General features: G+C 67.0%; 13 protein-coding genes. 7 read left to right on the top strand and 6 right to left on the bottom strand.

Annotated elements, in window-relative coordinates; genetic code table 11:
- The first annotated feature begins 137 nt into the window (after positions 1-137).
- From AC6RUA_RS12635 to AC6RUA_RS12625, 3 genes are all read left to right on the top strand, one after another.
- The gene (locus tag AC6RUA_RS12635) at positions 138-593 is read left to right on the top strand and encodes a FlaD/FlaE family flagellar protein (protein WP_499813358.1); all 456 of its coding nucleotides are present in this window, start codon (positions 138-140) and stop codon (positions 591-593) included.
- A 2-nt stretch (positions 594-595) separates the two neighbouring features.
- Entirely contained in the window at positions 596-1,666 is a 1,071-nt protein-coding gene (locus AC6RUA_RS12630; RefSeq protein ID WP_499813357.1) for an actin-like salactin, read from the top strand.
- 448 nt (positions 1,667-2,114) lie between these two features.
- Positions 2,115-3,542, top strand: a complete 1,428-nt coding sequence (locus AC6RUA_RS12625) for a VWA domain-containing protein (protein WP_499813356.1) — start codon at positions 2,115-2,117, stop codon at positions 3,540-3,542.
- A gap of 20 nt (positions 3,543-3,562) precedes the next feature.
- On the opposite strand, the gene AC6RUA_RS12620 is transcribed toward AC6RUA_RS12625, so the two are convergent.
- The 3 genes from AC6RUA_RS12620 to AC6RUA_RS12610 form a co-directional block, all read right to left on the bottom strand.
- The gene (locus AC6RUA_RS12620) at positions 3,563-5,254 is read right to left on the bottom strand and encodes a PQQ-dependent sugar dehydrogenase (RefSeq protein WP_499813355.1); all 1,692 of its coding nucleotides are present in this window, start codon (positions 5,252-5,254) and stop codon (positions 3,563-3,565) included.
- Positions 5,255-5,407: 153 nt separating this feature from the next.
- Entirely contained in the window at positions 5,408-6,550 is a 1,143-nt protein-coding gene (locus tag AC6RUA_RS12615) for a CBS domain-containing protein (RefSeq protein WP_499813354.1), read from the bottom strand.
- Between the two features lie 192 nt (positions 6,551-6,742).
- The gene (locus AC6RUA_RS12610) at positions 6,743-6,892 is read right to left on the bottom strand and encodes a rubrerythrin-like domain-containing protein (protein ID WP_499813353.1); all 150 of its coding nucleotides are present in this window, start codon (positions 6,890-6,892) and stop codon (positions 6,743-6,745) included.
- A gap of 405 nt (positions 6,893-7,297) precedes the next feature.
- Between AC6RUA_RS12610 and AC6RUA_RS12605 the strand changes: the two genes are divergently transcribed.
- Complete coding sequence (locus AC6RUA_RS12605; protein ID WP_499813352.1) at positions 7,298-10,195, top strand: DUF7282 domain-containing protein; 2,898 nt, start codon at positions 7,298-7,300, stop codon at positions 10,193-10,195.
- A gap of 443 nt (positions 10,196-10,638) precedes the next feature.
- Complete coding sequence (locus AC6RUA_RS12600; protein ID WP_499813351.1) at positions 10,639-10,959, top strand: HalOD1 output domain-containing protein; 321 nt, start codon at positions 10,639-10,641, stop codon at positions 10,957-10,959.
- A gap of 131 nt (positions 10,960-11,090) precedes the next feature.
- Here the strand turns inward: AC6RUA_RS12600 and AC6RUA_RS12595 are convergent, their stop codons facing one another.
- Complete coding sequence (locus AC6RUA_RS12595; protein ID WP_499813350.1) at positions 11,091-11,543, bottom strand: hypothetical protein; 453 nt, start codon at positions 11,541-11,543, stop codon at positions 11,091-11,093.
- 67 nt (positions 11,544-11,610) lie between these two features.
- Positions 11,611-12,060: a DUF2238 domain-containing protein gene (locus AC6RUA_RS12590; RefSeq protein WP_499813349.1), complete on the bottom strand. Its 450-nt coding sequence runs from the start codon at positions 12,058-12,060 to the stop codon at positions 11,611-11,613.
- 150 nt (positions 12,061-12,210) lie between these two features.
- Between AC6RUA_RS12590 and AC6RUA_RS12585 the strand changes: the two genes are divergently transcribed.
- Positions 12,211-12,888 carry a helix-turn-helix domain-containing protein gene (locus tag AC6RUA_RS12585; protein ID WP_499813348.1) on the top strand — a complete coding sequence of 226 codons (678 nt, stop codon included), beginning with the start codon at positions 12,211-12,213 and terminating at the stop codon, positions 12,886-12,888.
- An 89-nt stretch (positions 12,889-12,977) separates the two neighbouring features.
- On the opposite strand, the gene AC6RUA_RS12580 is transcribed toward AC6RUA_RS12585, so the two are convergent.
- Entirely contained in the window at positions 12,978-13,241 is a 264-nt protein-coding gene (locus AC6RUA_RS12580; RefSeq protein WP_499813347.1) for a hypothetical protein, read from the bottom strand.
- Positions 13,242-13,315: 74 nt separating this feature from the next.
- Here AC6RUA_RS12580 and AC6RUA_RS12575 point away from each other — a divergent pair, with 74 nt between their 5' ends.
- The gene (locus AC6RUA_RS12575) at positions 13,316-13,513 is read left to right on the top strand and encodes a hypothetical protein (protein ID WP_499813346.1); all 198 of its coding nucleotides are present in this window, start codon (positions 13,316-13,318) and stop codon (positions 13,511-13,513) included.
- Positions 13,514-13,601 lie beyond the last annotated feature (88 nt).

The raw sequence follows: 13,601 nt of genomic DNA, 5'->3' as shown, positions 1-13,601 counted from the left end.
AGACCGGACCGAGACGGACGAACTCGACCGCGTCGCCGGCGTGACGAGCACCCAAATTTCACGACTGATATATGGACCGAACGGCTATACGTCGGACGGGGAACCGGACAGTAGCGGCACAGGGAGCGGACGAACGGATGCTCAACCCAAGCGAGTACGACCCGGACGAGTTGCGAGCGCTGACGGGAGCGGCGCCGACGCCCGGCGAGGAGGCGGACGCCCGGTGGGCGACCCCGGCCGACTTCCTCGGACGAGCGGAGGCGTGCGTGCGCGCGACGCAGGTGGAAGACGCGTTCCTGCTTCAGGCGGCGGCCGGCGGCGCGGACCGACCGTACCTCCCGAGCCTCCCCGGCTCGGGCGTCGGAACGCGCATCGTGCTGGACTGGCTCCACTACCTCGTCGGCGTCGGCGGGCGGTCGAACGCCCGCGACGCGCTCGCGTTCTACCGACGGGTCGGCTGGCTCGGCGCCGACGCCGAGGAGGCGCTCGTCGCGCACCTCGACGCGTTCGACGACGACGGCGGGACCCCCCTCGGCGCCGGTCACCACCGAACGAGCCTCCTGTTCGTCGCTCGCCTCGCTGCGCTCTCATAATCATGGCAGCAGAATCAAACACCAGCGACGACAGCTTCGACTCCAGCCAGCCCACTCCGGTCGGCGTGAAACTCGGCTCGACGCGGACGGTGCTCCGCTACCCCGCGGACGCCGACGGGGACGAGTTGACCACGGTCCGGTCGCTCACCTGCCTCGCCACCTACGAGGACGCCATCACCGGCGACGAGCGGGTCCTGTTCGGCGAACGGGCCGCCGCGGAGTACCCCGACAGCGTCGAGTACATGCTCCGGTCGGGACTCCCCGAGGACGACGACCGGGCGGCGCTCGCGGGGCGGTTCTTCCGCGAACTGCTCCACGCGAACTCCGTCCCCGAGGACTCGGCGGTGGTGTACGCCATCCCGACGATGGAGAACGACGCCGGGCTGGAGAACCTCACCGCCGTCATCGAGGACTCCGCCATCGGCGCCCACGAGATGCGCTCGTACCCCGAGTCGCTCTGCGGCGCCATCCCCGCGATGGGCGGCGGCGTCGAGGCCATCGACGAGGTGTTCGTCTCTATCAATATGGGGTCGACGAACCTGGAGGCGTGCGCGTACCGCCGCGGCGACCAGCTCGTCCCCTTCTCGACGGGGTCGGTCACGGGCAACGACGTCGACCGCCGCATCGTGGCGAACGTCGAGGAGGAGACGCAGGGCCGCGTCCACGTCGACCTGACGACCGCCCGCGAGTACAAGGAGACCCACGGCGACTTCGAAGCGTTCGAGCCGTTCTCGGACGTCATCCAGCAGCCCGGTGGCGGCTCCCACGAGTTCACCATCGAGGACTCGGTCATGGACGCGCTGAACTGGTACCTCGACGCCGCCGTCGACGAGGTGGCCAACGAGTTCCTGCCGGACCTCGCCAACGACTACATGAAGCCGTACCAGCTGGCGCTCGACAACTCCATCGCGCTCACGGGCGGGATGGTCTGCATCCCCGGCATGGCCGCGGAGTTCGAGCGCCGCCTCGCGGCGGAACTCGGGCGCGATGTCGAGGTGGTCGCGCCCGACGAACCCGACCTGGCCGCCGCGGAGGGCGCCCGTCGTATCGCGGAACGACTCGCCGGCGCCTGAGTCCCGACCCGACCGAGCCGGGACGATAACGCGACCGCGTCGGCCGCGTCCGCTTCGGCATCCACCGACACCTAACTGATATTTCTCCGATGTTACCTGTTTAGAACTGTTGTATGCGGTATATATTCCGTACAGTTTCTGGCGTAGTCGGCAGAGATATCGCATTCGTTCGGCACGCTGAAACGAACTGTGCGTCTCGCAACCGAATCAGCCTCTCGTCACTCGATTCTCGCACGAAGATTTCCCAACGGACGGCCTCCGCGCGCTCCCGCCCGTCCCGGTCCGGGGACAGTCGAGTCGCGCGCCCGTCTGGCCCCGATTGTCGCTCGTCTGGCTGACACAGACGACCTGTCGTGGTGTTTATAACTACTACCGGACTGCCGTATCGGGGACTGGGACGTCCGGTTCTCGCCGGTCGTCACTGAAACACATGAGAAGACGGAATTACATGCGAACGATCGGTGGAATAGGTACAGCGGCGGGGCTCGGACTGGCGGGGACCGGAGTCGCGGCCGCGGCGGAGCCGTGCTACTACCAGGTCGACTTCGTCGCCGGCGACGTCGAGGAGCGACTCGGCGAGAGCGAGAACGACTTCTACGGCGCCCAGAACCGACTCATCCAGTATCTCCACGGTGACGAGAGCGGGGTCACGAAACGCGACACGTGGCTCAACTCGCTCGACCCCGACACGCGTGCGTGCGTCAGTTCGGAGCCGATACAGGTGGACGACGAGACGGCGTCGGTGGAGTTCACGGTCTCGGAGGGCTGTGAACTCCAGCTCTCGCTGGCGGTGTACACCATGCCCGACTCGATGTTCAGCTTCGGCACCGCCGACGAGCAGGAGCTGTTCGACTCGGACACCGGGACGTTCGGCCCCGGAACCCACGCGCTGGAGGTCACGCTCCCGTGCGCGGAGGACGACGACGACGTCGACGAGTGCGTCGAGTGTCCGGTCGACCCGGCGAGCGTCACCGAGTCCGACCTCGTCGACGTCCTCAGCGTCGAGTCCTCGTCGTACCCGGAGGTGTCGGTGTTCACGCGCGTCATGACCGACGCCGGGGACGCTGGCGACCTGGGAGCGGACGCCTTCAGCCTGTGTGAAGACGGCTGTCTGCAGGAGGACCTCTCCGTCTCGTCGTCGACGAGCGGCGGCGGGGCCGCGGACATCGTGTTCGTGCTCGACGACACCGGGAGCATGGGCTCGTTCATCGAGGGCGTGCTGGAGAACATCCGGCAGTTCGCCACCGACCTCGACGCCGCCGGCGTCGACAGTCGGTACTCGCTCATCACGTTCAAGGACGACGTCGAACTCGACCAGGACTTCACCGCCGACGTCTCCGTCCTGGAGAGCGCGCTCGACGACGTGGTGGCCAGCGGCGGCGGCGACTTCCGCGAGAACGACTTCGAGGCCGTCGAACGGGCGACGGAGCTCTCCTACCGGTCGGGCGTCCAGCGGGTCATCGTCGACATCACCGACGCGGCCGCACAGGTCGACGACCCCGACGCGTACGACAGCGACGAGAGCGTCACCGACCTCACCATGGCGGACGTCGAGAGCCTGCTGGTCGGCTACACGTACATCGCCGTCTCGCGCGACTTCAGCGAGGTGTACGGGGAGACCTTCGGCGACTACTACGGCGACGGCGACAAGCAGGTGCTCGCCGGGAACGTCGGCGGGACCTGGATCGACCTCGACAGTCCCGACTTCAGCAGCGTCCTCGAGGAGATCAGCGGCATCCTCAGCTCCACGTACACGCTGACGTACACCGCTCCGACCGACGGCGACGCCACCCGCCAGATACTGGTGAGCGTCGACGACCCGGCCGAGGGGACGCTCTACGCCACCACGTCGTACACGCACTCCACGACGACCTGATCCGCCGGCTCGCCGCGAGCTCAGTCGGTTCCCGTGAGCCGGCGGACTACCCCGCCGCTCTCGCCGGCCGTGCAGACGTACAGCTCCCCATCCGTGTCCTCCCCGAACGAGAACACGGGCCCGTTGACGCCTCCGAGTTCGATCGCCGAAACCGACCAGTCGATTCCCTCCTGCGGGTCGGCGACGAACAGCCGTCCGTTCGCCAGGAGGTCGGCGAAGACGTATCTCCCCTCGAGCCCCGAGAGCGCCGACCCGCGGTAGACGTACCCGCCGATAACGGCGATGCCCGTCACGTCGGTCTCGTCGGACTCGTGGGGGTACTCGATGACGGGCGGGAGGAGTGACTCCCCGTCGTCGGTGGTTTCGGGCGCCGAGTCGGCCATGAACGGGTGGGTGCCCTCGTAGACGTTCCAGCCGTGGTTGCCGCCCATCTCGACGCGGTTCACCTCCTCCCACATTCCCTGCCCGACGTCGGCGACGTAGAACTCGCCGGTCTCGCGGTCGAAGCTGAACCGCCACGGGTTCCGGAAGCCCCACGCGTACTGCTCGTCGAGTCCCTCGCTCCCCACGAGCGGATTGTCTTCGGGGATGCCGTACGGCTTCCCGTCCGTCTCGCCGTCGGGGTCGATGCGGAGGACGCTCCCCAAGAGATTCTGCGTGACGTCCTGCCCGTTCCCCCCGTCTACCGCCTCGTACCAGTCGTCGACGTGACCCAGCCCCTGGTCGTTCGCCGCGCCGCCGTCGCCGACAGCGACGTACAGGAGGTTGTCGGGGCCGAACGCGACCGACCCCGCGTTGTGGTTCCCCTGCGGTTCGGGAACCTCGAGGAGCACCCGCTCGCTGTCGGGGTCCGCGGCGTCGGGCGTCGCCGCGAACTCCGAGAGCACGAACGTGTGGCTGTATCCGTCGGGGGTGTCGGCGGTCGGGGGCGCGCTGTAGCGGACGAACACCCGTCCGTCCTCGGGGAAGTCGGGGTGGAACGCCGCGCCGAGCAAGCCCCGTTCCCCGGGGGAGTCGCCGAGTTCGACCAGCCGGTCGGTCACGTCGAGGAACGCCGACGTCTCGCCGTCGTCGACGACGTACATCTGACCGAACTGGTCGAGGACGTACCCGCGGCCACCGACGCCGGTGGGGAACTCCACGCCGACCGGCGAGGTGAACCCCTCCGCGTACACCTCGGTGGTCACGCCCGACGGCAGTTCCGCGGGTTCTCCGGTCGGGAGCGCGACCTCCAGAGAGTGGTCGCCCGGGCCGAACGTGCCGGTCGTCGCGTCGGCCATCTCCTGTTGGTCGGCCGTCTCGAACGAGAACGCTCCGCCCGGGAGCGTGTACGACACCAGCGAGAGTTGGAGTTCACAGCCCTCCGAGACCGTGAACTCCACCGACGCCGTGCCGGCCGAGACGGCTATCGGGTCGGACGAGAGGCACGCGCGCGTGTCGGGGTCGAGCGAGTTGAGCCACGTGTCGCGTCGTGTGACGCCGTCGACGTTCCCGTGGACGTACTGGACGAGGCGACCCTGCCGACCGTAGAAGTCGCTCTCGTTCTCGCCGAGGACCTCGTTCGGTTCGCCGACCACGAGGTCGACCTGGTACGACTCCACCGTCTGTGCGGCCGCCGGCGTCGCGCCCGCGCCGACCCCGAGCAGTCCGAGGCCGACCGCCGTTCCGCGGAGCAGGCGCCGCCGGCCGAGTGTGAGATTCGTTCGTGACACACCGTCGCGCACGATTGTAATCCACCTTACAATAGTTCCGTTTGTGCCACCGAAAGCTTGTACTAGTGGTACCAGCTGGTGACAGACCCGGCTTCACGCGTCGATAATCGAGGAGTCGACGGCGCCCGAAGCCGGGGACGCCGGAGGGCCGGTCTACAGTTCGCCGAGTTTGCGGAGGAGCTGACCGCGGTAGCGCTCGTCGGCGGTGACGCCCTTCAGTTCGAGGACGTTCCGCTCGAGTTTGTCGAGCGCGACGTGGAACGCGTGTTCCGAGCCGTACCCCTCGCCGGAGCCCGCCACCTGCCCGTGGGTGGTCCGCAGGCGGATCTGCGCCTGGATGAGCGGGGTGCCGCGGAGCTTCTCCTTGTGCTCGTGGAACCGGACGTGCGCGTGGAGGACGCGCATCTCCTGGTACTTCTCGGCGACCTGCGTGATGGACTCGCGGATGTCCTCCCGTGAGATGGTGTCGAGCAGGTCGACGTTCGTTATCTGGACGTCCATCGCGTCCTCGGCGGTGAACGTGAGCGCGCGCAGCACGTCCGTCTTCGTGACGACGCCCATCACGAGGCCGTCGTCGTCCTCGGGCGTGACGACGAGTCCGCTCACGTCCTGGTCCATCATCTCCTCGACGGCCTTTCGGACCGACGTCGCCGCCGTCGTCGTCAACACCGGGCTGCTCATCATGTCGTACACCGGGAGGTCGAGCAGGCGTTCGAGGTCGCCCGACCGGTCGCCGCGCCCCTGTCGCTCGTCGTTTCGCACGACGAAGTCGACGATGTCGTGGGTGGTGAGGATGCCCGTGAGTCGGCCGTCGTCGTCCACGACCGGGAGCCGGGAGATGCCGTGTTCCCGGAGGCGGTTGATCGCCTGCCCGACGCGCGAGTCCTCGTTGATGGAGACCACGTCCGACGTGTAGATGTCGTCGACGTCGAGTGCGTCGAGGTTCTCGAGGACGGCCTCGAGGATGGCGTCGGCCGTCACGATGCCGTACAGTTTCGACCCCTCGTACACGGGGGCGACCTTCACGTTCCCCTCGACGAGCACGCGCGCGACCTCGCGAACGTCCTCGTGGAGCGACACCTCGGGAGCGGACTTCATCAGCGCCGCCGCCTTGGTGTCGTCCTCGACGCGCGACCGGACCAGGTCGCGCTCACCGATGACACCGGCGTACTCACCGTCGTCCATCACGATGATGCCTTTCGGGTTCTCCCGGTCGAAGAGCGACCGAATCTTCCCCAGTCGCTCCCCCGCGTCGACCTCAACGAACTCCGGTACGGCGATGTCTGCGATGTCCATAACTCTCTCCGGAGGTACGCCACCCCACGTCTTGAAGGTTGGTTCCACGGACGGACGGACGCAACCCACCGCGGACGGGTCGCACCGCGGTCGACCGCGAACTCCGCGTGCCGGCCGAAGACGGAGACGGAGGGGAGGAACGAGACAGGAGTACGGCTCTACGGCGTCCTCCCCTCGCCGAGTCGAGAGTGGTTACTGCTCGCGCGAGATGCTGATGTTCTGCATCTCGCCGCCGCACTTCTCGCACTTGCTCGGTTGGTGTCTGGCCTCGATGCGATTGCCGCAGTCGGTGCACTCGTACGTGTACGGCGGGTCGTCGTTGTTCGAACCACTCCCTGGCATACTCTCCGATACGCGTCGGAAACATCTATGTCTTTGGGGGTGTGCTATCGCGAGTCAACCACGGGAAGTAGCACATATCATATACAACCCAATTGTGTCGTGTCGAGAACACCATTGTAAGTAGCCCCAGACGCCCGGTGGAGGCAACTGACGGAGAAGTACGAGAGTACGAAGCGGTACATATGTATAAGCCGATATGATTCCTCAGATATCATGTCCACGGAGGGTGGAGACCGGTGACGCCGCCCGCGCCGAACCACCGTCGAGCGCGGCGTTCACCTCGGATAGCTCCGGTTCCCGCCGACGTTCCGTTCTTTCGTCGGCGGGACGCGCCCGGCCGGGGGACAAGCAAGGAACCAACACCCCACAATGACTAATCTATCGCACTATACAAGCAAACTCCCTGTGCTCCTCGTGGTCATCGCGCTGCTCGTCAGCGCGGTGCCGATGGTGGCGCTCGCGCAGATAAGCGAGAGCGAACCCAACGACGAGCAGTCACAGGCGACGTCCGTCACCGTCGACGAGACGGTGGAGGGCGAAATCACGAGCGAGGACGAGGACTGGTTCTCGCTCGACGGCGTTCAAGCCGGCCAGAGCGTCGAGGTGAGCGTGAGCGTGCCGACCGACTCCGACGGCCTGTACGCGTACCTCTACGGTCCCGCCGGCTACACCGGCTCCGGCCAGTACGTCGACCCCGGCGAGACCGCACAACTCGGCGCGATGGCGGTCCAGTCCGGCACGTACTACGTGCGCCTGTACGCCAGCGGAACCGACACCGGCTCGTACGCTTTCGAGGTCACGACCGTCGATACCGACGGCTTCGAGCCCAACGAGCAGGAGTCCACCGCCACGTCCGCTTCCCAGGATACGGAAGTGAGCGGCGAAATCACCGTCAACGACCAGGACTGGTTCTCGTTCGACAGTATCCAGGCCGGTCAGAGCGTCGAGGTGAGCGTGAGCGTGCCGACCGACTCCGACGGCCTGTACGCGTACCTCTACGGCCCCGCCGGCTACACCGGCTCCGGCCAGTACGTCGACCCCGGCGAGACTGCACAACTCGGCGCGATGGCGGTCCAGTCCGGCACGTACTACGTGCGCCTGTACGCCAGCGGAACCGACACCGGCTCGTACGCCTTCGAACTGACGACCGTCGACACCGACGACTTCGAGCCCAACGAGCAGGAGTCCACCGCCACGTCCGCTTCCCAGGATACGGAAGTGAGCGGCGAAATCACCGTCAACGACCAGGACTGGTTCGCCTTCGGTGACGTTCAGGCGGGCCAGAGCGTCGAGGTGAGCGTGAGCGTGCCGACCGACTCCGACGGCCTGTACGCGTACCTCTACGGCCCCGCCGGCTACACCGGCTCCGGCCAGTACGTCGACCCCGGCGAGACTGCACAACTCGGCGCGATGGCGGTTCAATCCGGTACGTACTACGTGCGCCTGTACGCCAGCGGAACCGACACCGGCTCGTACGCCTTCGAACTGACGACCGTCGACACCGACGACTTCGAACCCAACGAGCAGGAGTCCACCGCCACCGACGTCTCGCGCGGGGCGGAGGTGAACGGGAACATCACCATCAACGACCAGGACTGGTTCGCCTTCGGCGGCATCCAGGCGGGTGACGACATCAACGTCACCGTGAGCGTGCCGACCGACTCCGACGGCCTGTACGCGTACCTCTACGGCCCGGACGGCTACACCGGCTCCGGCCAGTACGTCGACCCCGGCGAGACCGTCGAACTCGGCGCCATCGCCGAGCGGACGGGCACGTACTACCTCCGGCTGTACGCCAGCGGCACCGACACCGGCTCGTACACCTTCGAGGTAGCGTCGAGCGAAACCGACGAGTACGAACCCAACGAGCAGGCGTCGACCGCCGCGGATGTCTCGCAGGGCACCCAGATCAACGCAGAAGTCACGACCGGCGACGACGACTGGTTCGCCTTCGACGGCGTGGAGGTCGGACAGGCCATCACGCTCGACTTCGAGAAGCCCGCCGACGCGGACGGTCTGTGGGTCTACCTCCACGCACCCGGTAGCGGCGGCAGCGCGAGTGGCGCGGCCGTCGACGGCCTGTACGTCTCACCCGGTCAGACGAGCACGACGCTCGGCGGCATCGCCGAACGCTCCGGGACGTACTACGTCCACGTGTACGCGAGCGGCGACGACACGAGCGCCTACTCGTTCAGCGTCGGCACTGCGGAGACCGACGACTTCGAACCGAACCAGAACGCCGACACCGCGGCGCCGCTCGACGAGAGCGGGAACGCGAGCGGCGAGGTCACCCTCAACGACGAGGAGTGGTTCGACATCGGGAACGTCTCCGCCGACCGGAACGTCACGGTGTCGCTCACCAAGTCCGCGGACAGCGGCCTGCTGGCGCTCTACATCTACGGTCCGGACGGCTTGACGGCACTCGACGCCGTGACCGTGAGCGCCATGGAGGCCGAGGCGAGCGCCACGACCACCGAGGCGGGCACTCACTACGTGGTCGTCCGTCCGGTGGCCCGCAACACCGGGACGTACTCGCTGAACGTCTCGACCGACGAACCCGTGACGCCGCCCGAACCGACGGCGGTCGTCGTCTTCGACGACCAGGAGTCCGACGGTGACGAAGTGGTCGTCACCGAGGTCACCCTGTCCGACGGCGGCTTCGTCGTCGTCCACGACGAGTCGGGCGCCATCATCGGCTCCTCGGCGTACCTCTCCAACGGGACCCACGACGACGTCGTCGTGACGCTCGACCCCGAACTGGAGGAGACGGCCACGCTGACGGCCATGGCCCACGTGGACGACGGCGACCAGTCGTTCGACGCGAGCGCCGACGGACCGTACACCTCCGAGGGTGCGCCCGTGACCGACGACGCCGAAGTGGTCGTGGAGGAGGACACCAGCCCGCCGCCCGAGCCCGAACTCGCCTACTACCAGGTCGACTTCGTGGTCGGTGACCCCATCACTGACCTCGGCGAGTCGCTGTACGCGGAGGAGGACCGCCTGCTCCGGTTCGCGTGGGGCAACACCGAGGACGGCATCACCGACCGCGGCAGCGCCTGGCCGAGCAGCGACATCCGCGAGTCGGTCGACTACGCCCACATCGTCGAGAACGACGGCACCGCCACCGTGCGGTTCACCGTCGCCGAGGGCGAGGAGGTCACCGTCTCGCTGGTCGTCTACTCGATGCCCGGCGAGGCGTTCGACCCCGAGACGGCCGACGAGCAGGTGTTGCTGGCCGCCACGACCGAGACGTTCGGTCCAGGCGAGCACACCATCTCGGTCGACCTGCCCGACGACGACTGAGACTGAATCGGAACATCGGAATCGACCGACACCCGCCCCGGCGCCTCGGTGACCGAGGCGACCGGGGCGAACTGACCGGTTCGTTTATATGACACTCCCCGCGCGAATCGCCGCGTTCGTCGCTCGCCACGGGGCGAACGGCACGGGCGGAGAGGGTGTCGACCGACACGACGGGAGCAGTACTGTGTGAACGATACCCACGCTAAGTGACTTTAAGCACGGCTTGACGCGTCGAGCGCCGAAGAAAGAGTAAGCTTACTGTCCGAATCGAGACGGCGTAACGTGTGGGGACAGTCAGAACGTTTTTTCTAGTGTTGACCCTATCGGACGACGATGGCCGGTGAGACTGTCGCACGCTACTGAATCAACAATGGACACCAGCCAGAGACGCCTGTTCTCGGTGGGCGAACGAATCCGAGACGAGCGGCAGTCGGGGTTACCCCATGGACAGTAAGAACGACGAACGAGACCCGTGGCAGCAGGTGAACCGGTACTACTACGACCGAGAGGCGGGCGAGGAACTCGTGACGGCACTCGTCACGGCTATCGCCGAGTCCCGAGGGCTCGACCCGTTCGACCCCACGTCGATGGTGCCGTTACGCGACTACGTCGACCCCGAAGCACTGGAGGCGACCGTCTTCGGTCGGACGCCGACGGTGGGCGAACGGGAAGTGGGAAGCGTCGTGACCTTCCGCTATCAGGACAACAGAATCACCGTCCAGGACGACGGGTGGATTCTCGTCTCCGAACGCAGGGAGACGTGAGGTAGTCACGACGAGCGGAGGTCCGACGCGCGTCCGGACCGCGGGCCGACGAGCGAGGAGGCCCCGGCGGCGGGCGGAGGAGCCGACGGTGTCGAGGCGGCGGAACGACCGGGCGACGACGCCGGTCCGTCCTAGTCCTGTCCGAGTACGGTGGCGCGCACCGACGGGGTCTCCTGCTGCGGGTCGATGACGGGACGGAGGCGCGTCCGAAGCAGCAGCAGTACGGTTCCGATGCCGACGGCGTCCATCGAGAGGTCGAGCAGCGAGTCGTCGATGCCCCACCAGTGGAGTCCCGGCATGAGTTTGAGGTACTCGGCCAGTTCCCACCCGACGGCGCCGACGACCGAGAACCCGACCACGAACGCGACGAGTGTGCGGCCGCGGAGGCCGCTGTCGAGACCGAACCGGGCAAGCAGCAGGGCCATCGCCGCGGCCGACAGGAAGTGCGCGACCATCTGGAACCAGAAGAACCGCGGATAGTAGCCGAGCGTCGCCCCCGTCTTGTGAAACAGGTAGGCGAACAGGCCGAACGCGACGGCGAACAGCCACGCACGACTGAACAGAAGCGAACGGAGTCGTGCCATTTTCGACACCAGATAGGGGCGGGCTCGCCTTATCTGTTGCCAATCTCCTCACGCCGGCCGCGTCCCGCTACCCGCCGTCCGGCCGCCGTCGCCTATCGCCCGTCGTGACCTGCGGGTCGGTGCGCCACCAGAGGACCGTCAGGGCGAGCGTCGTTCCGACCGCGTTGGAGACCATGTCGACCGCGGCGTCCTCGAAGTCGTGGAAGTGCAGGTAGACGCCGTACTCGTCGAACCAGCCGAGGTACTCTATCGCCTCCCAGCCGAGTGCGCCGACCGCGGTCAGGGCGACGACGAACGCGAGGAGCCGTCGTCCCCGGTAGCCCAGTTCGAGGCCGACGAGACCGACGAGGATGGCGACGCCGCTCGCCGACGCGGCGTGGGTGACGTTCTGAAACCAGGGGTACGACAGGTACCAGCCGACTCTCGCCCCCAGCGAGTGCAACCCGTAGACGGACGCCCCCCAGACGAGCCCCGGTATCCAGACCCCCGCGTCGATGCGGTCGAGTGGACGGTACATACCCAGCGTCGTCGCTCCACCCCTTTGGCGTTGTCGGAGGTTCCGACCCGCTCGCCCGGACTGCGACGGTCGTCGCCCCGAGAACGTACCTCGGCAATCGTGCATTCCGATATCACAACGGTTATCGTCGGTACGTTCTCTCCCCCCGCTATGGGGACGCTCGTAGACGGAACAGTCCCGGCGTCGCAGTTCGCGCTCGCGGAGACGTTCGCCGAGTACCCCGACCTCGGCGTCAGAGTCGGGAAACTGGTGACGAGCGGCGAGCACGCCGTGATGCCGTTGCTGTGGACGCGGAACGTTCCGCACGGCCGGTTGAGCGATACGCTGGAGACCGATCCGACGGTCGACACGGTCGAACTCGTCGCGGAGTACGACGACGAGGCTCTCTACCGGATGCAGTGGGTCGACAACATCGACCTCGTCCTCCAGATGCTCACGAACTCCGGGGCGACCGTCCTCGACGCGACCGGGACCGACGGACGCTGGCGGTTCCACGTCCTCTATCCCGACCGGGAGTCGTACGCGAGGACGAGCGAGTTCTGTGACACCCACGAGGTCGCGTTCGACGTGCGGTCCATCAGGGAGGTGGACCGGAGTTTCGCCAGCCGGTACGGACTAACGAGCGACCAGCGGGACTCGCTCGTCGAGGCCGTTCGGCGCGGCTACTTCTCCGTTCCGCGCGAGGAGACGCTGGAGACGCTCTCGGAGGAGATGGACGTCTCCCACCAGGCGCTCTCCGAGCGCCTCCGACGGGCGACCGAGGCGCTCGTCGAGAGCACCCTCCTGTACGAGTCGGAGTACGTGGGCGTCGGCGACGAACGGGGGTAGACGGGTCGAACGGGAGGACGGGCCTGCGCGCGCCGGTCGGTCGGCGCGCAGCGACGCGACGGCAGGCAGTCACCGACGGGCGACGGCCGTCAGTCGAGTCGCCGCCGACCGTCGAGTCGCCACCGGAGTTGGCGGGCGGCGATGCCGAGTATCCTCGTCGGTCCCGTCGGGAGGTTGTCGAGTTGTTCGACGATGCCGAGCGCGTCCGCGAGTATCCACGTCTCGGCGACGCGTCCGTCCGCGCGGCGATAGATACCGAACTGCGGCACCTCGAACGTCCGGTCGGTGGGCGCCGCCTCGCGGTCTCCGACCCGGAGCGGTCCGACGTTCCGACCGCCCGCGGTGACGTACACCGCGATTCGGTCGCCGACCCCTCCCTTTCGACCCCATCAGCGACCTCGACCGGTTCGATATCTCCGACTTCAAGATGTTCAAGCGAGACGACGACGAAGTAGCCGATACTACCCTCTCCGACGTGACGATGGCACTTCGCACCTGCACCACGTGGTGCGAGTCGAAGGGACTCGTCTCTGACCGGATGGACGTGTCGCCTGACGTGCTTGAGGAACACTATGACCAGCGTACCGAGGAACAGAAGCGGAAACTCCGCCGAGAACTGTTTTGAGATGGAGGGATACCCAAGGACTCTACAAGAATACGACGACGCTGACGCCCTTTGCTCGACCCGTCACGATAATCCGTCACGGGGAATC

The organism is Halorarum sp. SLYT50 (genome assembly GCF_059821265.1).
This window is presented reverse-complemented; position numbering and strand designations above follow the sequence as displayed.